The 25071-nt window shown below is 69.5% G+C and carries 28 protein-coding genes; 12 read left to right on the top strand and 16 right to left on the bottom strand.

Annotation, left to right across the window (positions count from 1 at the left end; genetic code table 11):
* Positions 1-38: 38 nt before the first annotated feature.
* Entirely contained in the window at positions 39-470 is a 432-nt protein-coding gene (locus BLP62_RS03030; RefSeq protein ID WP_241374131.1) for a rhodanese-like domain-containing protein, read from the top strand.
* 107 nt (positions 471-577) lie between these two features.
* Here the strand turns inward: BLP62_RS03030 and gcvPB are convergent, their stop codons facing one another.
* The 8 genes from gcvPB to BLP62_RS02990 all read right to left on the bottom strand — a co-directional run bounded on the left by gcvPB (position 578) and on the right by BLP62_RS02990 (position 9613).
* On the bottom strand, positions 578-2002 hold the full coding sequence (gcvPB, locus tag BLP62_RS03025) for an aminomethyl-transferring glycine dehydrogenase subunit GcvPB (RefSeq protein ID WP_093005732.1): 1425 nt from the start codon (positions 2000-2002) through the stop codon (positions 578-580).
* Complete coding sequence (gene gcvPA / locus BLP62_RS03020) at positions 1999-3315, bottom strand: aminomethyl-transferring glycine dehydrogenase subunit GcvPA (protein WP_093005730.1); 1317 nt, start codon at positions 3313-3315, stop codon at positions 1999-2001. Before gcvPA ends, gcvPB begins: the two co-directional genes overlap by 4 nt.
* A gap of 99 nt (positions 3316-3414) precedes the next feature.
* A complete protein-coding gene (gene gcvH, locus BLP62_RS03015; protein WP_093005728.1) occupies positions 3415-3801 on the bottom strand; it encodes a glycine cleavage system protein GcvH in 387 nt (128 codons plus the stop codon).
* A gap of 18 nt (positions 3802-3819) precedes the next feature.
* A complete protein-coding gene (gcvT, locus tag BLP62_RS03010) occupies positions 3820-4869 on the bottom strand; it encodes a glycine cleavage system aminomethyltransferase GcvT (RefSeq protein WP_093005726.1) in 1050 nt (349 codons plus the stop codon).
* Positions 4870-4881: 12 nt separating this feature from the next.
* The gene (locus BLP62_RS03005; RefSeq protein ID WP_093005724.1) at positions 4882-6609 is read right to left on the bottom strand and encodes an ATP-binding protein; all 1728 of its coding nucleotides are present in this window, start codon (positions 6607-6609) and stop codon (positions 4882-4884) included.
* Positions 6606-7487: a DNA double-strand break repair nuclease NurA gene (locus BLP62_RS03000; RefSeq protein ID WP_093005722.1), complete on the bottom strand. Its 882-nt coding sequence runs from the start codon at positions 7485-7487 to the stop codon at positions 6606-6608. The genes BLP62_RS03005 and BLP62_RS03000 overlap by 4 nt, the downstream gene beginning before the upstream one ends.
* A gap of 4 nt (positions 7488-7491) precedes the next feature.
* On the bottom strand, positions 7492-9219 hold the full coding sequence (locus BLP62_RS02995) for an NAD-dependent malic enzyme (RefSeq protein ID WP_093005720.1): 1728 nt from the start codon (positions 9217-9219) through the stop codon (positions 7492-7494).
* A 58-nt stretch (positions 9220-9277) separates the two neighbouring features.
* Positions 9278-9613 (bottom strand): metal-sulfur cluster assembly factor, encoded by a 336-nt coding sequence (locus BLP62_RS02990; protein ID WP_093005878.1) that lies wholly within the window; start codon positions 9611-9613, stop codon positions 9278-9280.
* Between the two features lie 198 nt (positions 9614-9811).
* On the opposite strand from BLP62_RS02990, the gene BLP62_RS02985 reads away from it, so the two are divergent.
* Positions 9812-10504: a TerC family protein gene (locus BLP62_RS02985; protein ID WP_093005718.1), complete on the top strand. Its 693-nt coding sequence runs from the start codon at positions 9812-9814 to the stop codon at positions 10502-10504.
* Positions 10501-11037, top strand: a complete 537-nt coding sequence (locus BLP62_RS02980) for a DedA family protein (protein WP_093005716.1) — start codon at positions 10501-10503, stop codon at positions 11035-11037. Before BLP62_RS02985 ends, BLP62_RS02980 begins: the two co-directional genes overlap by 4 nt.
* Before the next feature lie 20 nt (positions 11038-11057).
* Here the strand turns inward: BLP62_RS02980 and BLP62_RS02975 are convergent, their stop codons facing one another.
* Both BLP62_RS02975 and BLP62_RS02970 read right to left on the bottom strand, forming a co-directional pair.
* The gene (locus BLP62_RS02975) at positions 11058-11360 is read right to left on the bottom strand and encodes a P-II family nitrogen regulator (protein WP_093005714.1); all 303 of its coding nucleotides are present in this window, start codon (positions 11358-11360) and stop codon (positions 11058-11060) included.
* A gap of 3 nt (positions 11361-11363) precedes the next feature.
* Positions 11364-12320, bottom strand: coding sequence for a sodium-dependent bicarbonate transport family permease (locus tag BLP62_RS02970; protein WP_093005712.1), 957 nt, complete (start codon positions 12318-12320; stop codon positions 11364-11366).
* Positions 12321-12366: 46 nt separating this feature from the next.
* On the opposite strand from BLP62_RS02970, the gene purE reads away from it, so the two are divergent.
* The 4 genes from purE to BLP62_RS02950 all read left to right on the top strand — a co-directional run bounded on the left by purE (position 12367) and on the right by BLP62_RS02950 (position 16187).
* A complete protein-coding gene (gene purE / locus BLP62_RS02965; protein ID WP_093005710.1) occupies positions 12367-12861 on the top strand; it encodes a 5-(carboxyamino)imidazole ribonucleotide mutase in 495 nt (164 codons plus the stop codon).
* Positions 12858-13952: a 5-(carboxyamino)imidazole ribonucleotide synthase gene (locus BLP62_RS02960; RefSeq protein ID WP_176758128.1), complete on the top strand. Its 1095-nt coding sequence runs from the start codon at positions 12858-12860 to the stop codon at positions 13950-13952. Before purE ends, BLP62_RS02960 begins: the two co-directional genes overlap by 4 nt.
* An 18-nt stretch (positions 13953-13970) precedes the next feature.
* Entirely contained in the window at positions 13971-15107 is a 1137-nt protein-coding gene (locus BLP62_RS02955; RefSeq protein ID WP_093005708.1) for a phenylacetate--CoA ligase family protein, read from the top strand.
* 159 nt (positions 15108-15266) lie between these two features.
* Positions 15267-16187, top strand: a complete 921-nt coding sequence (locus BLP62_RS02950) for a carbohydrate kinase family protein (protein WP_093005706.1) — start codon at positions 15267-15269, stop codon at positions 16185-16187.
* Here BLP62_RS02950 and hisH read toward each other — a convergent pair.
* From hisH to BLP62_RS02935, 3 genes are read right to left on the bottom strand one after another with little or no spacing between them, the layout of a single operon-like run.
* Positions 16158-16754, bottom strand: coding sequence for an imidazole glycerol phosphate synthase subunit HisH (gene hisH, locus BLP62_RS02945; RefSeq protein ID WP_093005704.1), 597 nt, complete (start codon positions 16752-16754; stop codon positions 16158-16160). The two genes, BLP62_RS02950 and hisH, sit on opposite strands and share 30 nt — an antisense overlap.
* The gene (gene hisB / locus BLP62_RS02940; protein WP_093005702.1) at positions 16755-17339 is read right to left on the bottom strand and encodes an imidazoleglycerol-phosphate dehydratase HisB; all 585 of its coding nucleotides are present in this window, start codon (positions 17337-17339) and stop codon (positions 16755-16757) included.
* Positions 17332-18375: a pyridoxal phosphate-dependent aminotransferase gene (locus tag BLP62_RS02935; protein WP_093005700.1), complete on the bottom strand. Its 1044-nt coding sequence runs from the start codon at positions 18373-18375 to the stop codon at positions 17332-17334. The genes hisB and BLP62_RS02935 overlap by 8 nt, the downstream gene beginning before the upstream one ends.
* An 81-nt stretch (positions 18376-18456) precedes the next feature.
* On the opposite strand from BLP62_RS02935, the gene BLP62_RS02930 reads away from it, so the two are divergent.
* Entirely contained in the window at positions 18457-18801 is a 345-nt protein-coding gene (locus BLP62_RS02930; RefSeq protein ID WP_093005698.1) for a nucleotidyltransferase domain-containing protein, read from the top strand.
* Here the strand turns inward: BLP62_RS02930 and nox are convergent.
* The 3 genes from nox to BLP62_RS02915 form a co-directional block, all read right to left on the bottom strand.
* Positions 18798-19415 carry an NADH dehydrogenase gene (nox, locus tag BLP62_RS02925; protein WP_093005696.1) on the bottom strand — a complete coding sequence of 206 codons (618 nt, stop codon included), beginning with the start codon at positions 19413-19415 and terminating at the stop codon, positions 18798-18800. The two genes, BLP62_RS02930 and nox, sit on opposite strands and share 4 nt — an antisense overlap.
* 53 nt (positions 19416-19468) lie before the next feature.
* A complete protein-coding gene (locus BLP62_RS02920; RefSeq protein ID WP_218121475.1) occupies positions 19469-20272 on the bottom strand; it encodes an SDR family NAD(P)-dependent oxidoreductase in 804 nt (267 codons plus the stop codon).
* A gap of 108 nt (positions 20273-20380) precedes the next feature.
* Positions 20381-21316, bottom strand: a complete 936-nt coding sequence (locus tag BLP62_RS02915) for a thiamine-phosphate kinase (RefSeq protein WP_093005694.1) — start codon at positions 21314-21316, stop codon at positions 20381-20383.
* 27 nt (positions 21317-21343) lie between these two features.
* Here BLP62_RS02915 and BLP62_RS02910 point away from each other — a divergent pair, with 27 nt between their 5' ends.
* The 4 genes from BLP62_RS02910 to BLP62_RS02895 all read left to right on the top strand — a co-directional run.
* Positions 21344-22060 (top strand): 2-phosphosulfolactate phosphatase, encoded by a 717-nt coding sequence (locus BLP62_RS02910; protein ID WP_093005692.1) that lies wholly within the window; start codon positions 21344-21346, stop codon positions 22058-22060.
* Entirely contained in the window at positions 22048-22752 is a 705-nt protein-coding gene (locus BLP62_RS02905; protein ID WP_093005690.1) for a WecB/TagA/CpsF family glycosyltransferase, read from the top strand. Before BLP62_RS02910 ends, BLP62_RS02905 begins: the two co-directional genes overlap by 13 nt.
* A 9-nt stretch (positions 22753-22761) precedes the next feature.
* Positions 22762-24645 carry a hypothetical protein gene (locus tag BLP62_RS02900; RefSeq protein ID WP_093005688.1) on the top strand — a complete coding sequence of 628 codons (1884 nt, stop codon included), beginning with the start codon at positions 22762-22764 and terminating at the stop codon, positions 24643-24645.
* Between the two features lie 104 nt (positions 24646-24749).
* The coding region (locus BLP62_RS02895) for a helix-turn-helix domain-containing protein (protein WP_143004334.1) at positions 24750-25071 on the top strand (322 nt) is incomplete at its 3' end.

Here is a 25071-nt window from a genome sequence, read left to right as displayed (position 1 = left end):
AGGAAATCCCCTAGAGAAGGAGGTGCGCGATGAAAGGCATGAGGAAACTGGCTTGGTTTGGGCTTCTTCTGGTCATCCCGGTTCTGGCGCAGGCGACCACCACCACCTTCTCCGCCCTGACGGTAAGGGAGGTGGGGAACTTCCTCGCCACCCTGCCCGCGGACTTCTACGGCATCCAGCCCGCCGCCGCCAAGCAGATGATGGACACCCTGGACGTCTTCGTCCTGGACGTGCGGGAGCCCGCGGAGTTCAAGGACGGGCGCATCCCGGGCGCGGTGAACATCCCCATCCGCGAGCTCCCCAAGCGGATCGGGGAAATCCCCAAGGGCAAGCCCATCATCATCTACTGCGGCATCGGGCACCGGGGGGCCATGGGCCTGGTCTTCCTCCGGGGCCAGGGCTACAACGTGAAGAGCATCCTAGGAGGCTACAAGGCCTGGACCGGGGCTAACCTCCCCGTGGAGAAGTAGGGCCCCAAGCGGACGGGGCGGGCCGTGAGGCCCGCCCCTTAAGTACCCCACCGCGGCTTTTGCCGCGGTGGGGGCCCCAGGAGGGCTTCCCCAAAGCTCTTTTGACCTTAGCCCTCGTCAAAGTAGGTGAGCTTGGGGTGCTTGTTGGCCCGAAGCTCGTCCAGGCGGCGGACCGGGGTGGAGTAGGGGGCGTTTTCCAGCCACTCCTTGGGCCTTTGCAAAAGCTCCCCCATGGCCTCGGCGAAGGCCTCGAGGGTCTCCTTGGCCTCGGTCTCCGTGGGCTCCACCATGAGGGCCTCCTTGACGATCAGGGGGAAGTAGACCGTGGGGGGGTGGAAGCCGAGCTCCAAAAGCCCCTTGGCGAGGTCCAAAGCGCGGAAGCCCTGGGGGGGCTGGGCCACGAACTCGTGCATGGTGGGCCCGTCGTAGGGCACCCGGTAGCCCTTCTCCTTGAGGAGCTCCTTCAGGTAGCGGGCGTTGAGCACGGCGAGGGCCGCGGCCTTCTTAAGCCCCGGAAGCCCCAGGGTGCGGATGTAGGCCCAGGCCCGCACCAGGGCCAGGAAGTTCCCGTGGAAGCTCCGCACCCGGCCGATGCTCTTGGGCCGCCCGAAGTCCAGGTAGAAGCCCCCCTCCCCCCTGGCCACCAGGGGCACGGGGAGGTAGGGGGCGAGGTGGGCCTTCACCCCCACGGGGCCCGAGCCGGGGCCGCCCCCGCCGTGGGGCACGGTGAAGGTCTTGTGGAGGTTCAGGTGGACCACGTCAAAGCCCATGTCCCCGGGCCTCGCCCAGCCCATGACGGCGTTCAGGTTGGCCCCGTCGTAGTAGAGCTGGACCCCGGCCTCCTTGGCCAGGCGGGAGATCTCCAGGATGCGCCTCTCAAAGAGGCCCAGGGTGTTGGGGTTGGTGAGCATGATGGCGGCCACGTGGGGGCCGAGTTCCCGCTTCAGGGCCTCGAGGTCCACCTCCCCATCGGGCCCCGAGGGCACCTCCCGCACCTGGTAGCCCGCCATGCTGGCGGTGGCGGGGTTGGAGCCGTGGGCGGAGTCCGGCACCAGGACCACCCGCCGCGTCCTCCCCTCCCCCCGGTCCTCGTGGTAGGCGCGGATGATCAGAATCCCCGTGAGCTCCCCGTGGGCCCCGGCGGCGGGCTCCAGGGTGATGGCGTCCATGCCCGTGAGGGCCTTGAGGTACTCCCCGAGCTCCCACATGAGCCTTAAGGCCCCCTGGGCCGTCCCCGGGTCCTGGTAGGGGTGGAGGTCGGCAAAAAGCCGCGCCGTCTCCTCGTGGAGCTTGGGGTTGTACTTCATGGTGCAAGACCCCAAGGGGTAGAAGGTGGTGTCCACCCCCACCTGGCGGCGAGAAAGCCCGGTGTAGTGGCGCACCAGGGTGAGCTCGTCCACCTCGGGGAGGCGGGGCGGGACCTCCCGCAGGTGTTCCTTGGGGATCAGGTCCTCCGCCTTGGGCACCGCCTTCACCAGCTTGAGGCCGCGCCTTCCCTTGCGGCTCCGTTCAAAGATCAGGGGAAAGCTCATGCCAAAACCTCCCTAAGGGCCTCCCGGAAGGCCAGGAGGTCCTCCTCCTCGTGAAGCTCGGTGGCGGCGAAGAGGGCAAGCCCCTCCCCGTACTCCCGGGGCACCGGGGTGGCCCCGTGGAAGCCCCGCTCCGCCAAGGCCTCCCGCACCGCCTCGGGGTCCTTGGGGAGGGCCAGGGCGAACTCGTTGAAGAAGGGCCTGGGGGTGAAGGGCCTGACCCCCGGGACCTCCAGGAGGAGGGCGTGAAGCTTATGGGCCATCTCCACGCCCTTCAGGGCCACCTCCCTAAGCCCCTCGGGCCCCAAGGCCGCGAGGTACATGGCCCCCATGAGGGCGGTGAGCTGGGCGTTGGTGGTGATGTTGCTCTTGGCCTTGGCCCGCCTTATGTACTGCTCCCGGGCCTGGAGGGTGAGGAGGAAGCCCCGCCTTCCCTCCACGTCCACGGTCTCGGAGACGAGCCTCCCCGGAAGCTGGCGCACGAAGGCCTTTTTGGTGGCGAGAAAGCCGAAGTGGGGGCCGCCGAAGCCCATGGGGAGGCCGAGGCTCTGCCCATCCCCCACGGCGATGTCCGCCCCATAGGCCCCCGGGGGCCTGAGCACGCCCAAGGAGAGGGGATCGGCCACGGCCACGAGGAGCGCCCCTGCGCCATGGGCCGCCTCGGCGAAGGGCCCAAGGTCCTCCAGGGCGCCCAGGAAGTTGGGGTTCTGGACCACCACCGCCCCCACCTCCTCCCCCACCTCGGGCACGGGGGTCCTTCCCCCCTCCAGGGGGAGGGTCAAAAGCTTGGCCCCCACGGCCTCGAGGTAGGCCCGGAGCACCGCGCGGTACTCGGGGTGGACCCCCTGGGAGACCAAAACCCCCATCCGCCCCGTCTCCCTGAGGGCGAGGAGGACCCCCTCGGCCAGGGCGGTGGCCCCGTCGTACATGGAGGCGTTGGCCACCTCCAGCCCCGTGAGCTCGGCGATCATGGTCTGGTACTCAAAGGTGGCCTGCAGAACCCCCTGGCTCACCTCGGGCTGGTAGGGGGTGTAGGCGGTGAGGAACTCCCCCCGCGCGGCCAGGGCCTGGACCACGGGGGGCACGTGGTGGCTCCTCACCCCGCCCCCCAGAAAGGCCTTGTGGGCGGGGAGGTTCTGGGCGGCGAGGCGCCTTAGCTCCTCCAGGACCTTCCACTCCGGCAGGGGCTCGGGAAGGTCTATGGGGGGGTTCAGGACCTCCTTGGGCAGGTGGGCGAAGAGGTCCTCCAGGGATTCCGCCCCCACCCGCCTGAGCATCTCCCGGATCTCTTCCTCCGTGTGGGGCGTGTAGTCCATGCTTCCATCCTCAAGCAAAACCCCAGGGCCATTTGCCCCGGGGCTACAGAAGCCCCCTCCGCCCCAAGGTGGGAAAGGGGCTTTGGGCCATGCCGCCTCCTAGGCCTCGCTCTCCAAGACCGCCTGGTAGCCCCCGGCGTCCAGAAGGGCGTCCAGGTCGGCCATGTCCTGGGGCTTCAGGCGGAAGATCCAGCCCTCCCCGTAAGGGTCCTGGTTGATGAGCTCGGGGGTCTTCTCCAGGGCGAGGTTCACCTCCACGATCTCCCCGGCCACGGGGGCGTAGATGTCGGAGGCGGTCTTGACGCTTTCCACCACCGCCACCGCCTCGCCCTTCTCCACCCTGCGCCCCACCTCGGGAAGCTCCACGTAGACCACGTCCCCGAGGGCGTCTTGGGCGTAGTCGGTGATGCCGACGAGCACCGTGTCCCCTTCGGGCAGGGCCCACTCGTGGGTCTTGGTGTAAAAGCGGTCCTTGGGTATGTCCATAGCGCCTCCCAACCCCCGCTATTTTAGCGGCACAAAGGGGAGGGGGCTAAGGGCGGCGGGGACGGCCCGGCCCCGGACCTCCACCGCAAAAGGCCCTTCCGCCCCCTCCTCCACGTAGGCCAGGGCGATGCCCTTTTCCAGGAGGGGCGAGTACCCCCCGCTCGTCACCCGGCCCACGGGGCGGCCCCCGGAGAGGACCCGGTAGCCCTCCCGGGGGATGCCCGCCTCCAGGATCAGCCCGACGAGCCTCTCCCGGCAGGCCCGGGCCCGCATGGCCTCCTTGCCCAAAAAGTCCTTGTCCAGCTTCACCACCCAGGCCCAGGGGGTGCAGAGGGGGTTGGTCTCCTCCGTGAGCTCGTGGCCGTAGAGGGGAAAGCCCGCCTCGAGCCTCAAGGAGTCCCGGGCGCCGAGGCCCGCGGGCCTGGCCCCGGCCTCCACCAGGGCCAGAAAGACGGGCTCGGCGTCCTCCGGGGCGAGGAAGAGCTCAAACCCGTCCTCCCCCGTGTACCCCGTGCGGGCGAGGAGGGCGGGCCTTCCGGCCACCCGGGCCCGGAAGACGTCGTTTTTGCGCTTCTGGGAGAGGTCCTGGTCGGTAAGCCCCTGGAGGAGGGAGGCCGCCTTGGGGCCTTGGAGGGCGAGGAGGGCGGTCCTTTCGGAGGCGTCCTCGAGCTCCACCCTAAACCCTTTGGCCAAGGCCTGGAGGTGGGCGAGGTCCTTGGCGATGTTGGCGGCGTTCACCACCATGAGGTACTCCTCCTCCCCCAAGCGGTAGAGGTAGATGTCGTCCACCACCCCGCCCCGCTCGTTGGGGAGCATGGAGTACTGGGCCCTTCCCACCTTGAGCTTGCCTGCGTCGTTCGCCGTGGCCCACTGGAGGAAGGCCAAAGCCTCCTTCCCCCGGACCCAGAACTCCCCCATGTGGCTCACGTCAAAGAGCCCGGCTTCCCGGCGCACCGCCAGGTGCTCCTCAAGGATGGAGGTGTACTGGAGGGGAAGGGCGTAGCCGGCGAACTCCACCAAGCGCCCCCCGTGGCGCAGGTGGGCCTCGTAAAGCGGGGTCTTCCTCATGGCCAGGCCATCCTACCCCAGAAACTCGCGGCGGAGGGCCTCGGCGGAGTTGTCCTCCAGAACCTCCTCCCTCTTGGTGGCCCAGGCGGGAAAGGGGAAGTGGACCAAAAGGGGCACGGGGATCTCGGGCTGGTGGAGGATCACCGCCCCCTGGGGGAGGATGAGGGCCCGCTGGCGGAAGGAGGCGGGGAGGTAGCGGTACTCGGGGCGCTCGGCCTCGGCGGCGTCCAGCCGGCCCACCACCCTTATGGCCGCGTTCCCCACCACCCGCCTTTCCACCTCGCTCGCCGTCTGCTGGGCCCCGATGAGGATCACCCCCAGGGAGCGGCCCCTCTCCGCGATGTCCAAGAGGACGTCCTTGATGGGGCTTTCCTCGTCCCGGGGGGCGTACTTGTTGAGCTCGTCCAAGACGATGAAGACCCTCCCCCGGTACTGCCCCCGCTCCTTGCGCTCAAAGAGGTCCTTGAGGAGGCTTCCCACCACGAACATCTGGGCCTGGGGGGAAAGCTTCGCCAGGTCCACCACGTGCACCTGCTCCCCCTTCAAAGGGTCGGGGGGGTTTCCGGGCCGGTCCCCCCGCAGGAGGTGGCCCAGGTTCTCCACGCTCGCCCTTAGGCGCCGGACGAAGGCCTCGAGGGTCCCCTTGGCCTGCCTTGCGGTCCAGCCCCGGTCCCCTTCCCCCTCCCCGCTTTCTGGGCCTAGGAGTTTGAACTCCAGGTAGCGCACGAGGTCGGAGAAGCTCTTGAGGCGCGCCTTTCCCAGCTGTTCAAAGCTCATCCCCTCGGAAGCCTCCCCCCCGGGCCAGTCCTCCACCAGGAGGTGGGGGCCCTTCTGCCCCTCGGCGAGGCGCCTGAGCTTCTCCGTCACGTGGGCCACCAGGAAGCCCAGGTTGGTCATAAGCCCCCGGTCGGCGAAGAGGAAGGGAAGGAGGCCCCTTTGGCAGAACTGGACCAGGTCCCAGTGGTAGGCCTTGACCCCCTCCAGCCGGGTGTCCACGTCCGGGAGGTAGCCCTCCTTCTTGGGCGGGGCGAGGAAGGCCACGCTCCCGAAGGGGGTCGCGGGGAGGCCAAGCCGCGCGTAGGCCTTCCGCGCCTCCTCCGTGAGGCGGGCGTTGGGCTTGTCCAGGAAGAAGAGGTCCTCCCCCTTGACGTTGAAGAGGAGGACCTTGGCCTGGTGGGCGTCCTCCAGGACCCCGCTTTCCAGAAGGCTCTTGAGGAGGAAGGTGGCGTAGCTCGTCTTGGCCGCCACCCCGCTGATGCCGGAGATGTTCACGTGCCCGCCCTTGACGCCGTTGAGGAACTCCAGGTTGAGGTAGGCCACCTCCCCGTTCTTGAGGAGCCCGGCGGGGAGCTTGGTGCTTCCCCGTTGGTTTTTCATGGCCTCGTAGTAGAGGGCGAGCTCCAGATCCTCCCCCTGGGCCAGGTAGGCCGGGGAGCCCGGGTCTGGGGGGAAGAACTCCTCGGGGAGGATGCGGGTCACGCTCACGTGGGCCACGTAGGCCAGGCTCACGGGGATCTTCCCCTCCACCGCCAAGAAGGTGTCGGTGTCAAAGCCCTCCCCCTCGTGGACCTTGGCCACGTGGTCCACCATGCCGAAGAAGCGCACCCGGCCCACCTGGGGGTGGAAGCCCTCCACCACCACCAGGTCGTCCAGGCGCAAAAGCCCGTCCCCCTCCACCCCCACCCAGAACTCCAGGGGGGTGGCCTCGCGGCTTCCTAAGACCAAACCCACACGCTTCAACGCCCACCTCCCAAGTGCCTCGCCAGCATGCGGCCCACCACCTCGAGCCTCCCCATCCTGCGGCCAAGCTCCCGCTCTAGCCCCCCCACGGGCAGGAGGTTCTGCGGGGCCCGGGGGTCCTTCACCGGGTGGGAGGCCAGGGCGGGGAAAAGCCCTAAGGAGAGGTCGGCGAGCTCCAGGAAGGGCCCATGTAGGGGCGTCTCCACCCGCAAAAGCCCCGCCAAGGGCGGGCGCACCCCCTCGGGGGGAAGGGGCAGGCGCAGGTACCAGCTCGCAAGCTCCAGCCCCTTCCGGCGCACGCGGAAGGCGGGGGTGCGCTCCCCCGGGGCCAGGGCCTCGAGGAGGGCCTCCTGCTCCTTGGGCAGGTAGTGGGCCCAGTGGGTCTTGATGTAGCCGAGGAGGGGGCCTTCCCGGAGGAGGCGCACCGGGCCGTCCACCACGAGAAGCCCTCCCTCAAGCCCTTCCGCCACCTCCTTCTCCAGGGCCTCCCGGGCGGCGCGAAGCCCCGCCCATAGCCCCTCAAGCCCCTCGCCCAGGGAGGGGACGGGCTCATAGACGAGCTCCCCCGCCCAAAGGGCCCCCTCCAGCCCCACCCCCACCCGCCGGACCCGAAGGTCCAGGAACCCCGTCCTTCCCCCCTTAAGGACCACCGCCCCCGCGGCCACGCACCCCAGGAGGGCCAGGCGGGGCCCCTGGGCCACCAGGGCCTCGGCCCGCTCCCTCCCGTCCACGAAGTAGAGGGGCTCGGGCCAGGAGGCCCCGCCTCCCCGCTTGGCCTCCCAGGGCGCCTCCAGGGGGTGGAAGCCCTCGGGTTCCGGGGAGGAGGGGAGCTCCTCCTGGAGCGAGGCGGGCTCGAGGCGCAAAAGGCGCCAGGCCATGCCCCTAGATTACCGGGGCCGGGCGGTAGGGGAGGTAGCGGGGCTCCCAGAAACGGCTTTTCACGAACTCCAGGAGGCCTTCCAGGGAAAGCCCCTGGACCTCCCCTTCCGCCACCCCCTCCTCCAGGGCCCTTTGCATCACCCGGGCGGCCACGTAGGGGGAGACCTCCCGCAGCCGGGCCACGGGGGGGTAGAGGAGGTGGGGGAAGTGCTCCCGGGTGTAGTCGTAAAGGGCGTAGGCGGCCTCGAGGACCATCCCGTCCGTCACCTCCCGGGCCCGGGAGAGCACCGCCCCCAGGCCAAGCCCGGGGAAGATGAAGGCGTTGTTCCCCTGGCCCACGGGGATGACCCGTCCCTTGAAGCCCACCGGGGGAAAGGGGCTTCCCGCGGCCACCAGGGCCCTGCCGTCCGTCCAGTAGATGAGGTCGTCGGGAAGGGCCTCCGTGGCCGAGGTGGGGTTGGAGAGGGGGAAGATCACCGGGGAGGGCGTGTTCTCCAGCATGGCCCGCGCCACAGGCTCGGTGAAGCTTCCCGCCTGGCCGGAGAGGCCGAGGAGGACCGTGGCCCGGGCGTTTTGGATGGTCTCCAGGAGGTTGGGGTACGCCCCGGCGAAGCGCCAGCCCTGAAGGCGCTCGGGCCTTTGGGCGTAGGGCCTCTTGTAGTCCTCCATGGCCCGCCCCTCCACGAGGAGGCCCTTGGAGTCCAGAACCAGGACCCGGGCCTTGGCCTCCTCCTCGGAGAGGCCCTCCCGCTTCATCCCCTCCAGCAGGGCCCAGGCCACCCCGATCCCCCCGGCCCCCGCCCCATAGACCACCACCACCTGCTCCGAAAGCCTCTCCCCCTTTAAGCGGCAGGCGGAGAGGACCCCGGCCAGGGCCACGGCCCCCGTGCCCTGGATGTCGTCGTTGAAGGAGGGGACCACCTTGCGGTAGCGCTCCAGCACCTGGAAGGCCGTCTCCTTGGCGAAGTCCTCCCACTGGATGAGGGCCTTGGGGTAGCGCCGCCTCACCGCCTCCACGAAGCGGTCCAGGAAGCGGAAGTACTCCTCCCCCCTTAGGCGCCGGTGCCGCACCCCGAGGTAGAGGGGGTCCTTGAGGAGGTCCTCCCGGTCCGTGCCCACGTCCAGCTCCACGGGAAGGGTCTTGTCGGGGCCCACCCCGCCCGCGGCGGTGTAGAGGGTAAGCTTGCCGATGCTGATGGCCATCCCCCCGTAGCCCTGGTCCCCGATGCCCAAAATGGCCGAGGAGTCCGTGGCCACGATGAGGCGCACCTCCTCCAAGGGGACGTTCTGGAGGGCCTCCTCCAGGTGGTCAATGTTTTTGGTGCTCGCGGTGAAGCCCCGGGGGTAGCGGTAGATGTGGGAGAACTCCCGCACCGCCTCCCCCACCGTGGGGGTGTAGAGGATGGGGAGCATCTCCTCCAGGTGGTCCACCACGAGGGCGTAGAAGAGAACCTCGTTCCGGTCCTGGAGGTTGCGCAGGTAGATGTGCTTCTCCAGAGGGGAGGTCTGCAGGCGGTAGCGGCGGTAGACCCTCTCCTTCTGCTCCTCCAGGGTGTTCACGTGGGGAGGGAGAAGCCCCTCCAGACCCAAGGCGCGGCGCTCCTCCTCGGTGAAGGCCGTGCCCTTGTTGAGGAGGGGAAGCCTGAGGAGCAAAAACCCCGTGACGTAGGGCTCCAGGTAACGCTCGCCTTTCTCGTCCCGCTTGACGTCGTAGTAGCGGCTAACCGGCATGGCCCCATTCTCCCACTCCCCCTCACCCGGGGCCAGGGGATAGACGTCCCTAAGGCATCTAAACGTTGAAGCCGAACATGCGCATCATGCGCTTGCCCTCCTCGGTCATCTTGGCGGGGGTCCAGGGCGGGGTCCAGACGAACTCCACGTTCACCCCCTGCACCCCGGGCAGGCGCATGACGGCCATCTCCGCGTCCGCCTTCACCACGTCCTGGGCGGGGCAGCCGATGGCGGTGAGGGTCATGGTGATGTCCACCACCCCGTTCTCGTGGACCTCCACGTCGTAGACCAGGCCCAGGTCCACGATGTTCACCGGGATCTCGGGGTCGTAGACCACCTTCAGGGCCTCGAGGACCTGCTCCTTGGTGGGAAGCTCCTGCCGCGCCTCGTCCATGGCCTTGAGTATAGCCCCAAACCCCACCCCCCTTTCCCTTCCTGGCCTCACCTTTATATACTGGGCCCGGTTGGGGAGTAGCCCCAAGTCCGGTCCCCGTCAGGACGGGCCCAAAGGCCCCGGGGGCCGGGAGGGCGGAAGCCCTTGGGCAAGACCACCGTGCCTAGCGGTGGTCCTTTCTTTTTGGGAGGTGAGAACGTGGAACTCACGGGCGCCCTTTCGGCCATCCTGACCCTTGTCGCCCTGGAGGTCATCCTCTCGGCGGACAACGCCCTCATCCTGGGGGTCATGGTGCAGAAGCTCCCCGGGCACCTTAGACGGAAGGCCCTCTTCTACGGCATCCTGGGGGCCTACATCCTAAGGGGCCTCGCCCTCCTCTTCGCGAGCCTCGTCATCCAGCTCTGGTGGGCCCAGGCCCTGGGGGCGGCCTACCTCCTCTACATCGCCCTGAAGCACTTCCTCAAGCCCGAGGAGGCCCACGCCCCCCCGCCCTTGGAGGTGAGCGCGGCCCAGTTCTGGAAGGTGGTGGCCCAGGTGGAGCTCATGGACCTGGCCTTCGCCGTGGACTCCGTTCTGGTGGCCGTGGCCGTCTCCGACAAGCTCTGGGTCATCTACACCGGGGTCTTCCTGGGGATCCTCGCCCTCAGGGCGCTGGCGAGCCTCGTGGTCTCCCTCCTGGACCGCTACCCCCGGTTCAAGCACCTGGCCTACCTGGTGGTGGGCCTCGCCGGGGTGAAGCTCGCCGTGGGCGGGTGGGACAAGCTGGCCAAGGAGGTCCTCCACCGGCCCGAGCTCGCCCTGGGGCTGGATAAGGAGGCCTTCAGCCTCTTCATCCTCGGCGTCCTCCTCCTGGGAAGCCTCTGGGCCACCCGCAAGCCCGCCCCCGCATGAACGCCCTCCTCCTCCTCGCCCCCCTCTCCCTCTTCCTGGAGACGGGCCTTCCCATCGGCCTCTTCGTGCCCGGGGGGGACACCCTCCTCCTCGCCCTGGGCGCCCTGGCCGCCGAGGGCGGCCTTGAGGCCTTTCCCCTCCTCCCCCTCCTCTTCCTGGGAAGCCTCCTCGGCCACCTCCTGGGCTACGCCCTGGGGCGCTACGGGGGGAAAACCCTGAGGCGGCGTTTCCCCGAGGACCTATGGCGAAAGGGGGAGCGCCTCGCCCTCCGCTTTGGCCCCCTGGTCCTCCTCCTCGCCCCCTTCATCGGGGGGGTGCGTACCCTCACGCCCTTCCTTTTCGGGGCCTGGGGCTTCCCCTTCGCCCGCTACCTCCCCCTGGTGGCCCTGGGAAGCCTCCTCTGGACCCAGGGGCTTTTCCTCTTGGGCTACCTGCTGGGGCAGCGCCTCCCCCTTTGGGCCATCCTCTTGGGGCTTCTCCTCCTCGGGGGGCTTGGGCTTCTCCTCTCCCGGCGCCCCTCCCGCACCGGGTAGGGCGCCGGCCTGGGGTGGCCTCACACGTACTTCTCCCCCCGCACCACCCAGACGTTTTCCACGTAGGCGATGACGGCGTAGTGGGGAAAGTACTCCTCCTGAAGCCTTTGCAAAATCCTCAGGGCCACCTCCTCGCTCACGATGGTCTCCAGGCGGATGTTCTGCCCCTCCCAGTCCACGCTCCTAAGCCCCCGGGAGCCCTCGCCCCGGGCGGGGGTGATGGTGTAGCCCTTGGCCCCCAGGCGCTTGACCTCCTCCACGAGCCGCTTTTCCAGAAGGCTTTCCGCCACGATGGTCACGAGCTTCAAGGGCACCAGGTCCATGGCCTAACCTCCCCAAAGGACCGCCAGGGTGTGGTAAAGGGGAATCCCCAGGATCAGGTTAAAGGGAAAGGTGACCGCGAGGCTCGCCGTGAGGTACAAACTGGGGTTCGCCTCGGGAAGGGCGATCCTCACCGCGGCGGGGGCGGCGATGTAGGAGGCGCTCGCCGCCATAGCCCCAAGCACCGCCGCCCCCCCTACCCCAAGGCCTGCGAGGAGGCCCAGGTACACCCCCAAGGCCCCGTGGAAGAGGGCGAGGCCCACGCCGAAGAGGACGAGCCTGAAGCCCACCTGGCGCAGGGCGGAAAGCCTCGAGGCCGCCACCATCCCGAGGTCCAGGAGGAAGAGGGTGAGGGCGCCCTGGAAGGGCTCCACGAAGAAGGCCTCCACCTTCTTCATCCCCTCCTCGCCGGAAAGGAGCCCCACGAGAAGCCCCCCGAGGAGGAGGACCACGCTTTTGCCGGTGAGGACCTCGTGCAAGGCCTCCCCCATGCGCCCCCCCTTCCGCTTGGCAAGGAGGAGGGCCACCACGATCCCCGGGACCTCCAGAAGCGCCACCAGGGTGGGCATGAACCCGGGAAGGGCGTCCCCCACGGCCTGGACGAAGGTGAGGGCGGCGAGGAAAGTGACGGCGGAGACGGAGCCGTAGTGGGCCGCGAGGGCGGCGGCGTCCTCCCGCCCCACCCGGAGGAACCGCCGGGCGAGGAGGTAGGCGGGGAAGGGGCGGAAAAGCCCCAGGGCCAGGGTGAAGAGGGCGGGAAGGAGCACCACGGCCAAGGGCGTGTGGGAAAGCTCCACCCCGCCCTTGAAGCCGATGGCGAAGAGGAGGTAGATGGAAAGAGCGGTGTAGAGGGCCTCGGGGAAGGCGAGGTCGCTCTTCAAAAGCCTGGCCGCGACCCCCAGGAAGTAGGCGAGGACCATGGGGGAGAGGAGGTTGAGGCGCAAAAGCTCCAGGGCGTCCATACCCCTGGCTTTACCAAAGGAGGAAGGGCTTTTACAATCCGGTACGATGGCGCCGTTGGTAGGCCTCATCATGGGTTCCCGTTCCGACTGGGAGACCCTGCGCCACGCGGCGGAGACCCTCGAGGCCCTGGGGATCCCCTACGAGGTGCGCGTGGTCTCCGCCCACCGCACCCCCGACCTCATGGCGGAGTACGCCAAGACCGCCGAGGAACGGGGGATCCAGGTGATCATCGCCGGGGCCGGGGGGGCGGCCCACCTCCCCGGCATGACCGCGGCCCACACCGCCCTGCCCGTCCTCGGGGTGCCGGTGGAAAGCCAGGCCCTAAGGGGCCTAGACTCCCTCCTTTCCATCGTCCAGATGCCCGCGGGCGTCCCCGTGGGCACCCTGGCCATCGGGCGGGCGGGGGCGGTGAACGCCGCTCTGCTTGCCGCAAGCATCCTGGGCCTCAAGCACCCCGAGATCCAAGAGCGCCTCAAGGCCTACCGCAAGGCCCAGACGGAGGCCGTCCTCGCCCACCCCGACCCCAGGGAGGAGGCGTGATCGGGATCCTGGGCGGGGGGCAGCTCGGGCGGATGCTGGCCCTTGCCGGCTACCCCTTGGGGCTTTCCTTCCGCTTCCTGGACCCCTCCCCCGAGGCCTGCGCCGGGCAGGTGGGGCCCGTGGTGGTGGGGGACTTCCTGGACGAAGGGGCCCTTTTGCGCTTCGCCGAGGGGCTATTCCTCGTCACCTACGAGTTTGAGAACGTTCCCGTGGAGGCGGCGAGGCGCCTGGCGGCGAGGCTTCCCGTGTACCCTTCGCCCCAGGCCCTGGAGGTGGCCCAGGACCGCCTCCGGGAAAAGGCCTTCTTCCGGGGCCTCGGGGTGCCCACCCCCCCCTTCCACCCCGTGGACGGCCTCGAGGACCTGGAGGAGGGCCTAAAGCGGGTGGGCCTTCCCGCCCTCCTCAAGACGAGGCGGGGCGGCTACGACGGCAAGGGGCAGGCCCTGGTGCGCAAGAAGGAAGAGGCCCTAGAGGCCCTAAAGGCCCTGGGGGGCAAGGGGCTTCTTCTGGAGGGCTTCGTCCCCTTCCACCGGGAAGTTTCCCTGCTCGCCGTGCGGGGCCGGACAGGAGAAGTGGCCTTCTACCCCCTGGTGGAAAACCGCCACCGGGAGGGGATCCTCCGCCTCTCCCTGGCCCCGGCCCCCGGGGCCAGGGAGCCCCTGCAGAAGAAGGCGGAGGCCTACGCCCTAAGGGCCATGCAGGCCCTGGACTACGTGGGCGTCCTCGCCCTGGAGTTCTTCCAGGTGGGGGAGGAACTCCTCTTCAACGAGATGGCCCCCCGGGTGCACAACTCCGGCCACTGGACGATAGAAGGGGCGGAAACGAGCCAGTTCCAAAACCACCTCCGGGCCGTCCTGGGCCTTCCCCTGGGGAGCACCGCGCCAAGGGGCCACAGCGCCATGGTGAACCTCATCGGCTTTAGGCCCGACTTCGCCGAGGCCCTAAAGGTGGAAGGGGCCCACCTCCACTGGTACGGCAAGGCGGTGCGCCCCGGGCGCAAGGTGGGGCACATCACCCTGAGGCGGGATAGCCAAGGGGAACTCCAGGAAGCTTTGCAAAGGCTCCTTGCCGCCCTGGCCCTTTCGGTATAATCCCCCCAAGGAGGCACCATGGACCGCTTGGCAAGGCTTAGGGAAGTCCTGGGCGCGGCGCAGGCCCACCCCGTCTACGAGGGCAAGCTCAAGGGCCTAGACCCGGAGAAGCTCACCCTGGAGGACCTCCCCTCCCTCCCCCTCACCACCCGGGAGGAGTGGGTGGCCTACCTCGGGGAAAACCCCAGGCCCCCGGAAGGGGCGAGCCTCATGCACCTCACCCCAAGCCCCGCCCTGGGCTGGATGCCCGAGTACCTCTCCCAGGAGGACCTCCGCTACCAGGCGGAGGCCCTGGCCGCGCACTACCGCCGGATGGGGCTGGTGGGGAAAAGGGTCCTGGTGGCCTTCAGCTACCACGTCTTCGCCGGGGGGTGGCTCTTCCACCAGGCCCTTTGGCGGGCGGGGAACCTGGTCTTCCCCCACGGGCCCGGCGAGGCCGCCCGCATCGCCGAGATCGGGGGGCGCTACGGCTTTGACGTCCTCGTCACCAACCCCTCCTTCGCCCTCAAGGTGGGCCAGGCCGGGGGGCGCTTCCCCCTCCTCCTCGCCGGGGGGGAGCCTTTCACCTCGGTGCCGGGCTTCAGGGAACGGGTGGAGGAGGCCCTGGGGGGCGTGGCCCTGGACGCCTACGGGACGAGCGAGCTCGGCATCGTGGCCGGGGAGCGGCCCGAAAAGGACGGGCTTTGGGAAATCCCCGAGATGGCCGTCCTCGAGGTCCTGGACCCCGAGACCTTAAGGCCCGTGGCGGACGGGGAGAAGGGGGAGCTCGTGGTCACCGCCCTAAGCCGCACCCTCATGCCCATGGTGCGCTTCCGCACCGGGGACCTGGCCATCGCCGAGAGGCGGGAAGGGCTCACCGTCCTCCCCCGCGGGGTCTTCGGCCGCACGGACCAGATGGTGAAGGTGAAGGGGGTGAAGCTCTACCCCACGGAGCTCGCCCCCATCCTGGCGGGCTTCGGCCTGGACCCCAAGGGCTTCCAGGTGGTGGTGGAAAGGAAGCTGGAGGGCACGGACAAGCTGGTGCTGCGCCTGAAGGCGGATCGGGTTCCCCCCGGGCTCTTTGAGGCCATCCAGAAGGCCACGGGGCTTAAGGTGGACGAGGCCGAGCTGGTGGAGGTCCTCGAGGGGGGCCTGGTGGTGGACCGGAGGTTTTAAGTACCCCACCGCCTCGGCCAGGGTGTCCCCCGCCTTTGGGTCGGGGGCGCTCTTGCTTGTTATCTCTTTCTCATGATGGGGCGGTAGGCTTCTTGGCGAAGCCACGGGGCCCTTGCGGTATAGTGAGGGCAAAAGCCTTTGCCTGAGAAAGGGGGAAGGATGCGGTTTTTCGTGGTGGGAGACGTTTCCGTGGACCTGCTTTTCTTCTTGGAGCGCATTCCCGAGCCCGGGGAGGAGCTCCCCGCCCGAAGGGCCCTCATGAAGCCCGGGGGGGCCGGGGGGACCTTAGCCGCCCAGCTCGCGAGCCTAGGCCACCGGGTCTTCCTGGCGGGCCGGGTGGGCCAGGACCCCTTCGCCGAGCTCGCCCTAAGCCGGGTGCGGGAGGTGGGGGTGGACCTCCGCCACCTCCAGGAGGACCCGGAGCACACCACGAGCTCCGTCCTCATCCTGGTGGTGCCGGGAGGGGAGCGGGCCATGGTGAGCGCGGAAGGGGCGAGCCGCCACCTGGACCCCGCCCTCTTCAAGCCCCGCTTCCTGGACCAGGCGGACGCCGTGGTCCTCTCCGCCTACGCCCTGGTGGGGGGGCCTTCCCGAAGCTACGCCGTGGAGGTCCTGGAGTCCGCCCGGAAGCGGGAGATGCCCATCTTCGCCGACCTGGGCACGGGGGCGGTGCGGGCCGCGGGGCAGGAGCTTTTGAAGTACCTGAGGGGCGTCCGCTGGCTCCTCATGAACCAGACCGAACTTCTGGCCCTCACGGGGGCTTCCTCCCTCTCCGAGGGGGTGGAGCGGCTGCGCCAGGAGGGCTTTTCCCACCTGGTCATCAAGGTGGGGGCCATGGGGTCCATCGTGGTCACCCCGGAAGGGGAGGAGCTCATTGAGCCCTTCCCCGTGGAGGACATCGTGGACTCCACCGGGGCCGGGGACGCCTACACCGCGGCCTTCGCCCACGCCATCCTGCAGGGGAAGAAGCCCCAGGAGGCGGCCCGCCTGGCCAACCTGGCGGGGGCCTTGGCCGCCACCGCCATCGGGGCCCAGGGGCGGCTCGTGCGCCTAGAGGACCTGGAAGTGGCGGCGGGCTAGGGCGAGGAAGGCCAGCCCCGCCTTCCCGCTCTTCTCGGGGTGGAACTGGGGGGCGAGGAGGTTTTCCTTGGCGAGGAGGGCGGTGAAGGGGGTGCCCTCGTACTCCCCCTTCCCCAGGGAGTAGGGGGTGAGGGGGCCGTAGTAGGAGTTGGCGAAGTAAAAGTGGCGCCCCGTGAGGGAGGCGAAGGCCCCGCCGAACTCCAGGGCGTTCCAGCCCATCTGGGGCACCCGGCCCCGGGGGAAGCGGCGCACCACCCCCGGGACGAGGCCGAGGCCCTCCACCCCGGGGGCCTCCTCGCTCCCCTCGTAGAGCACCTGCATCCCCACGCAGATCCCGAGGAAAGGCAGCCCCCTTTCCAGGTGGCGGAGGACCCGCTCCACGAAGCCGCTTTCCCGGAAGGCCCGCATCACCTGGCCGAAGTGCCCCTGGCCGGGGAGGACGAGGAGGTCCGCGTCCTCGCGGGCCTTGGGGTCCTGGGCCACCGCCACGTCAAACCCCGCGGCCTCGAGGGCCTTGGCGGCGCTCCTCAGGTTGCCTGAGCCGTAGTCAATGAGGAGGGTCTTCACCTACAGAACCCCTTTTGTGCTGGGAAGCCCTTCCCCGGTAATCCGGGTGGCCCGGTGGAGGGCCCGGGCCAAAGCTTTAAAGCTCGCCTCCACCACGTGGTGCGCCTCCCTCCCGGAAAGGAGCCTCAGGTGGAGGGTGAGCCGCCCGTGGTTCACCAGGCCCCGCAGGAACTCCCGCAGGTGGTAGTGGTTCACCCCGCCTGCCTCCCCCACCACGGGCCAGGCCTCGGGGCGGTACTCCAGGTGGGGCCTTCCCGAGAGGTCCAAGACGCAGAGCACCAGGGTCTCGTCCATGGGGGCGAAGGCCTCGGCGTAGCGCTCCAGCCCCACCCCGTCCCCCAAGGCCTCCTTCAGGGCCATCCCCAAGGCGATGCCCACGTCCTCCACCAGGTGGTGCACGTCCACCTCGAGGTCCCCCCTGGCCTCCACCTCCAGGAGGAAGCGGCCGTGGCGCTGGAGCTGGAGGAGCATGTGGTCCAGGAAGGGGAGGCCCGTGGCCACCTTCCCCCCGGTGGGCCCGTCCAGGCCGAGGCGGAGCCGCACCCAGGTCTCCGCCGTGGCCCGTTCCACCGTGGCCTCACGCATAGGCCACCCCGAAGGCCGCCCTCAGGAAGGCGTCCATCTCCTCCTTCCGGCCGATGGTGACCCGGAGGCACCCCGCAAGCCCTGGGTAGCGGTCCTGCCGACGCACCAGGACGCCCCGGGCGAGGAGGTGGCGGAAGGCCTCTTCGGCATCGGGGGTTCGCACCAGGAGGAAGTTGGTGCGGCTCGGGTAGGGGCGCCAGGTGGGGTGGGCGAGGAGCTCCCGGTAGACCCGCTCCCTTTGGGCCACCACCTCCTCCACCACCTTCTCCACGTAGCCCGGGTTTTCCAAGACCACTTCCAGGATGGCCCCGGTGTGGGCGGGAAGGACGAAGGGGGGAAGCACCTCCCGCACCACCCCCGCCACCTCCGGGCTTCCTAGGAGGTACCCGGCGCGGACCCCCCCCAGGGAGAAGGCCTTGGAGAAGGTGCGAAGCAGGGCCACGTGGGGGTTTTCCCGGGCGAGGGAGCGGAAGTCCGTCCCGGCGAACTCCTGGTAGGCCTCGTCCACCACCAAAAGCCCCCCCACCTCCCTGGCCCGTTCCGCCAGGGCCCAAAGGGCCTCCTCTGGGAAGAGGACCCCCGTGGGGGCGTGGGGGTTGGGGAGGAAGAGGACCCCGCCCCTGAAGGCGGCGAGGAGGGCGTCAAGGTCCAGGGAAAACCCTTCCCCGAGGGGCACCGCCCGGTAGGGCGTCCCCGCCACCTTGGCGGCGTGGGCGTAGTGGGGGAAGGAGGGGCTAAGGTCCAGGACCTCCTCCGCCGCCAGGCTCAGGGCGAGGATCAGGAGGTTGGAGCCGGGAGAAAGGACGATCCCCTCCTCGGGCCAGTCCAGAAGGGCGGAAAGCCTCTTCCTGAGGCTTTCCGCGTGGATCTCCGGGTAGCGGTTCCAGGGAAGGCCCCTGAGGCGTCCCAAGGCCTCCTCCTTGAGCGCCCTGGGGAGGTCAAAGGGGCTTTCGTTCTGGTCCAGCTTCACCGGGGCCTCTTCCTTCTTGTAGGGGTAAGGGCTAAGGCCCCGGAGATGCGCCTTGAAGGCCCGCATGACCCGAGTATAGCGGTAAACTCAGGGCATGAACCGGGGCCGGGACTGGCTCCTCCGGGCGGAGAAGGGTGGCGGTGAGCTATGCCCGTGAGGTCCTTGGGTTCGTCCGTGCTCAGGTGGCCTAGCCGGGAAAAGGTGGAGGAGGCCCTGAAGGACTGGCTCGTCCGCCACCCTATCCCTGGGCTTGTGGCCGCAGGCTACTTCGGCTCCTACGCCCGGGGGGAGGCGGGGGTGGGAAGCGACCTAGACCTCCTCCTCCTGGTGGCCCACTCTCCCCTCCCTCCCTGGAAGCGCCCCCTGGAGCTTCCCGTGCCCGCGGAGGCCTTGGTCTACACCCTGGAGGAGTGGAAAGGCCTGCCCCAAAGGAGCCCCCGCCTGGCCCGGGTCCTCTGGGAGGAAACCCGCTGGCTCCTCCTCCCTCCCTAGCGCCAGAGGACCACCCGCTCCAGGGGCAGGCGGTGGGAGGGGTAGCCCTCCTCCGCCGGGTAGCCCAAGGCCACCAGGGCGGGGACGGCGGCGTGGGAAGGAAGCCCCAGGATGGCCTTCACCCTCTCGGGGTCAAACCCCAGCATGGGGACGCTTCCGAGACCATAAGCCTCCAGGAGGAGAAGGAGGTAGCCCAAGAGGATGTAGCTCTGCCCGGAGGCCCAGGCCTTTCGCGCCTCTTGCCCCATGGCGGCGAAGGCCCGTTGGATGGCCTGCTTCTGCGCCTCACGCCTTTCCCCCTGGACCCCGGGGTGGATGACCTCGTCCAGGTGGGCGAGGGCGTCCTCGAGGTCGGCGTAGAGGACCAGGACCACGGGGGCCTCCTCCACGTGGGCCTGGCCGAAGGCCGCCTCCCTCAGGGCCCGCTTGGTGGCGGGGTCTCGCACCACCACGATCCGCCAGGGCTGGAGGTTCCAGGCCGAGGGCGCCCTAAGGGCGGCCTCGAGGACCTCCCTAAGAAGCCCCTCGGGCACGGGGTCCTTCCGGTAACGCCGGATGGAGCGCCTCTTGAGGGCCGCCGTCTTCGCGTCCAAAACGGGAAGGGTCGCCTCCATACCTGGGGAAGGCTAACCTGGGGGACGGACCCTTTTTGTGAACCAAAGCGCTTTCAAGCGGAGAGGAACCCGCCGTCCACCGGCACCACCGCCCCGTTCACGTAACTTGCTAAGTCGCTGACCAGGAAAAGAATCACCCGAGCCACCTCGTCCGGGTCCCCAAAGCGGCCCATGGGGAGCCGGGCCTGGAAGAAGAAGCCGGTGGCCATCTTGTCCCAGTCCACCTTAAGAAGGGTGCGGCGCACGGCCTCCCTTACCCCTTCGGTGCGGATCCCCCCGGGAACCACCACGTTGGCCCGAATCCGCTTCCCGTATTCCCGGGCCAAAGCCCGAGTCAAAGCCACCACCCCCGCCTTAGCAGCATCGTAGTGCGCCACCCCCCGGACGACGGGAAGGAAGGCCTCAATAGAACTCACATTAACGATAGCCCCCCTACGCCCCTTGTAGGCCCGCACAAACCCCTGGCACATCCAAAACACCGCTTCCAGGTTTACGGCGAGGGTCCGGCGCCAGAGGAGCTCGTCCACCTCTTCAAAGGGGCAAAAAGGGTAGACACCTGCGTTGTTGACCAGAATCTCGGGAAGAGGCCCGCGGCCCTCGAGACGACGCCAGAGGTCCTGAACGGCCTCCCGGGAGGCCAGGTCTAAGGCGCAAACCTCCACCCTTACCCCGTGGACCTCCCGGACCACCTGGGCCACGTCCTTGAGAAGGTCTTCGTCCCGATCCACGAGGATGAGCCCCGCCCCCGCCTCCGCCAGGCGCACGGCCGTGGCCCTACCGATGCCCTTGGCCGCCCCCGTAACCAAGGCCACCCGCCCTTGTAAACGAACCAGCTCGTCCAAAGAAGCCACCTTCACCACCTCCTAAGTGCCCACACGTTGGCTTCGCAACAGGGGATGCCGGAACTAGGGCTGTAGGAAAGCTCTTCTGGGGCCCCTGCTCTAGCGAAGTCCAGAACAGGGTACCTAGAAGTGGGTATACCCCTTCCGGGGAAGGAGCGCCCCCCGGAGGTAAACCCCTCCCCCCGCCACTACCCTCCCTGCCCGGAAGAGGGGGAGCCCCCTGGCCTTGGCCCTCGCCTCCACCGCGGCCGCCCCTTCCTGGGGCACCACCAGGACCGCCTCAAACTCCTCGCCCCCGTAGAGGACGAGCTCCAAGGCCGCCTCCTCGCTCCCCGCGAAGGCCAGGACGTCGGGGTAGAGGGGCAGGGCCTCCACCTCCACCCCCACCCCGAGCTCGGCAAGCTGCCAAAGGGTCTCGGCGAGGCCGTCGGAGGAGTCCAGGCTTCCCCGGAGGAAGCCGGAGAGGGCGAGGAGCCCCAGGCGGGGCAGGGGGTAGAAGGCGGCCTCCCGGATCTCGGGAAACCCCTCCAAGGAGCGCCCCTCGTAGTGGGCCCGGATGGCCGCCCCCGTCCTCCCCCACCGGTCGCCCGCGAGGTAGAGGAGGTCCCCGGGGAGGGCCCTCCGGGGCAAGGGGGCCTCCGTCTGGGCGAAGCCGGAGACGGTGAGGGCCACCTCCACCCCCCGGTTCGTGTCCCCCCCGAGGAGGAAGGCCCCAAGCCGCTTGGCCGCCTCCGCCGCCCCGCGCACGAGCTCCAGGACGAAACTCTCCTCCAGGTCCTCGGGCAGAAAGAGGCCCAAGGTGAAGCCCAAGGGCCGCCCCATCTTGGCGAGGAGGTCCGAGGCCGTGGCCGCCACCCCCCGAAACCCCACCTCAAAGGGCCCCATGCCCCTTAGGGCCACCTCCCGGTAGAGGAAGCCGTCCGTCTTGAGGAGCCAGGCCCTTCCCTCCACCCAAACCCCCCCGGCGTCGTCCCCCGGGGGCAGGGGGGCCTCCGGGGGGTAGCCCAGGGGGGCGAGCCTCGCGAGGAGGGCCCGCTCGCCCAGGTCCTTAAGCCGCATACGCCCAGGCTAGGGTATCATGGCCGGGTGTGCCGGGTTGACCTGTGCCTGAGGCCGGCCCAAGGCCCCCTGTTCCTGGTGGAGGTCCTGCCCGCGGGGAGCGTCCTCACCCGCCTCCTCGCCCTGGGGGCCCAGGAGGTCTGGGTGGCCCCGGGGCCCAAGGTGGCGAGGCTCCTTGCGGAGGCCCTGGGGAAGGACGTCCTCCTCCTGGGCGAGGTGGAGGGGTTTCCCCCGGAAGGCTTCCACGGGAGGCTTTCCCTCCTGGACCTGGAGGAGGCCGAGGTCCGGGGCAAGCGGGCGGTCCTGGTGGCCCCTTCCCTTAGCGCAAGCCTCCTCCCCGAGGAAGAGGAGGTCTACGTGGCCAACCTCCGCAACGCCAAGGCGGCCTTGGCCTTGGCCCAAAGCCTCCCCCACCTCACCCTCCGCCCGGCCGGGGCCCCCGAGCCCCTCCTTTCCGCCCTGGTGGCCGCGGGCTTCCTCAAGCGCAAGCTTTCCCCCGAGGCCCCGCCCTCCCTCGCCACCGCCCTCCTCAAGGCCTTCCCCGACCCCCAGGAGGCCCTTTTCCAAAGCCCCGAGGGCCAGGCCCTCCACCGCCAGGGCCGCGCCGAGGAGCTGGCCTGGGCGAGCCTCATCGGGGTGGACCCCGTGGTGCCCAGGCTCGCCGAGGTCCGCCGCTTCCCCAAGGAGGCCTACGGGCTTAGCCAAGACCGCCACGCCCAGAGGTTCGTCCCATGGAACGGCTGACCCTCCTCGGCCTGCCCCTAGACCCCGTGGACATGGAGGAGGCCCTAAAGCGCCTCGGGGGCTTCCTCCGGGAGGAAAGGACCCACCAGGTGGTGACCCTGAACCCCGAGATCGCCGTGAGGGCCCAGGAGGACGAGGCCCTGAGGCGGGCCGTCCTCGAGGCCGAGCTCGTCACCCCGGACGGGGTGGGGATCCTCTGGGCGGTGCGGCGCCTCCACAGCCTTTCCCTCAAGGAACGGGTCACGGGGATTGACCTCACCCTCGCCCTCCTCCGCCGCTTCCCCGGGGTCCGGGTCTACCTCCTCGGGGGGAAGCCCGGGGTGGCCGAAAGGGCCGCCCGGGAGGTGGAGCGCCTGGGGGGCGTGGTGGTGGGGCACCACCACGGCTACTTCCAGGAGGAGGCCCCGGTGGTGGAGGCCATCCGGAAGGCCGCCCCCGACCTCCTCCTGGTGGGCATGGGGGAGCGTCAGGAAGCCTTCATCCACCGCCACAAGCCCCACCTCGAGGCCCGGGTGGCCATGGGGGTAGGGGGCACCCTGGACGTCCTGGCGGGGGAGGCGAGGCGCCCCCCCCTCTGGGCCCAGAGGCTCGGCCTGGAGTGGCTTTTGCGGGTGGGCCTGGACCCGAAGCGCTGGCGGAGGGCCCCCAGGCTTTTCCGCTTCGCTTACATGGTGCTTAGGGAAGGGCGCTAAAATGGGCCCATGCGCTGGATTTCCGGCCTCCTCTTCCTGGGCCTCGCCCTCGCCCAAGGCCTCGTCCTGCCCTTTGAGGGCCCCAAGGGGTACGGCCTCGCCCAGGCCTTCGCCCAGGGGCTGAAGGCCCCACCCCCCACCCTCCTCGCCCTCCTCCTCCCCGACCTCCCTTGGCGGGGAAGCTACGAGCTCGCCGGGGGGCTTTACACCAAGGCGGGGGCCCGGCTCGCCCGGGCGGTTACGGGGGCGGACTGGGTGCTCCTCGGGCGGGAGGAGGAAGGGGGCCTCAGGCTCTTCCTGGCGGACGCCCAGGGGGCCAAGGAAGCCCTCTTCCCCACCCCAGAGCTCGCCTGGCTTTGGCTCCAGGGCCAGGGCCTCGCCCCAAGGCGCTCCCCCCTCCCCGCCCCCGGCCTCCCGGAGGAGAGGCTTCGTGCCCTGGCCCAGGGGGAGGACCCCGACCCCCTCCACCAATCGGCCCTGGACCTGAAGGAGGGCCGGGGAAGCGGGCTTCTTGAGGGGCTTCTTCCCCAAAGGCTCCTCCTCCTCTGGCAGGGGAGGCTTCCCCGAGCCTACGAGGCCTTCCGGCTCCTCGCCGAGGGGAAGCGGGAGGAGGCCTTGGCCCTGGCGGCGGCCATGGGGGAGGGGGACGTGCTGGAAAGGACGGCGGCCCACCTCCTCCTCCGGGCCCTGGAGGACGAGCGCTGGAAGGCCTCGGCGAGGAGGCTGGCGGAGGCCTTTCCTGAGCTTCCCCTGGCCTGGGAGGAGGTGAGCTTTGCCGCCTTCCAGGAAGGCCAGGGAAAGGAGGCCAAGGAGGCCCTCCTCAAGGCCCTCGCCCTCCGCCCGGACTCCTGGCTCTACTGGACCAACCTGGGCTGGGCCTACTACCTCACCGGGGACCTCCCCCGGGCCCTCCTGGCCTCGGAGAGGGCGGTGCGGCTTCAGCCGAACGCCACCGCCTACTACAACCTGGGCCTCTTTAGGGCCATCTACGGGGACTTCCTCGGGGCCAAGGCCGCCTACGACCGGGCCCTGAGGCTGGACGAGGGGGAGGACTACCCCGAGGCCCTGAAGGACCTGGAGGAACGGGAAGAGCCCCTCGCCCTCTTCTTCCGGGCTTACCTCGCCGAGCGGGCGGGCCTCGAGGCCAAGCCCCTCTACGAGGCCTTCCTCGAGGCCCACCCCAAGCACCCCGCGGCCTTCGCCGCCAGCCGGGCCCTAAAGCGCCTGAAGACCTCCCAGGTGCGCCTTCAGGTCCTCAGGTTCACCCTCATCCCCGGCGACCTGGAGGCGAGGCCCTTCCGCAAGGGAGAGGCGGTCTTCCCCATGGTGCGCCTGGAAGGCCTCCCCTACCTGGGGAGGGGGGCCCTGGAAACCCTCCTCTGGCAGGAGGGGAAGGTCCTGGCCCAGGAGGCCAAGCCCTTGGGCTTCCCTCCCCTCACCGCCGCCCTGGAGGAGACGGCCCCCGCGGTCACCCTGCCGGAGGAGGGAAGGTACACCCTCGAGGTCCGCTACGGGGAGGCCCAGGTCCTCCTGCCCCTGGAGGTGGGGCCGGAAAGCCTCGCCCGCAGGCTCTACGCCCTGGGCCTCGAGGCCCGGGACCTCTCGGGCCAGGCCCTCCTCACCCCCAAGGAGGCCCTGGGGCCGGAAGGGGAAACGCTCCTCCTGGAGAGGACCCTCAAGGCCCTTAAGGAGGCTGCCCCCTTGGCCACCGCCCCCCGGTTCACCACCCCCCTGGACCAGGGGCCCTACAAGGGGCGAAGCGTCCAGGAGCTTCTCCAAAACCCCACCCCGGAGCTCGTGCGGGCCTTTTACCAGGCCGTTCTGGAAAACCCCGAACTCCTCGCGGAAAACGACGTGGTAAACGCCTTCGTAGAGTGGCTCCTCGGCCCGTAACGGGGTAACGCTTCTGTAACGTCGCCTCCCGCCTAAACTGGTCTAGGTCCCTCGGAACCGGATTGGAGGCGGATTCATACCCTTTCTTGTTGTATTCTTCGTCCATGACCGTGGCCGACCACCTGACCCTGAACGAGCTGTGGCGGAGGGTCAAGAAGGCCAAGGACCCGATAGAGAAGCATCGCTTCCTGGCCGTCTACCACGCCAAGCGGGGACTCGCCGCCAAGGAGATCGCCAAAATCACCCTCAGCTCCACCCGCTGGGTCCAGGAGACGGTGCGGCGCTACAACCGGGAAGGGCCGGAGGGCTTGAAGGACAAGCGGCACCAGAACCCGGGCCAGAAGCCCAAGCTGACCCCGGAGGAGCAGAGGAGGGTCCTGGAGGCCCTCCAGGGCCCCCCACCCGACGGGGGCCTGTGGACGGGGC

Source organism: Thermus arciformis, from assembly GCF_900102145.1.
In the GTDB taxonomy this organism is placed as follows: domain Bacteria; phylum Deinococcota; class Deinococci; order Deinococcales; family Thermaceae; genus Thermus; species Thermus arciformis.
The sequence above is the reverse complement of the archived record's forward strand: the minus strand, read 5'-3'. Positions and strand labels throughout refer to the sequence as shown.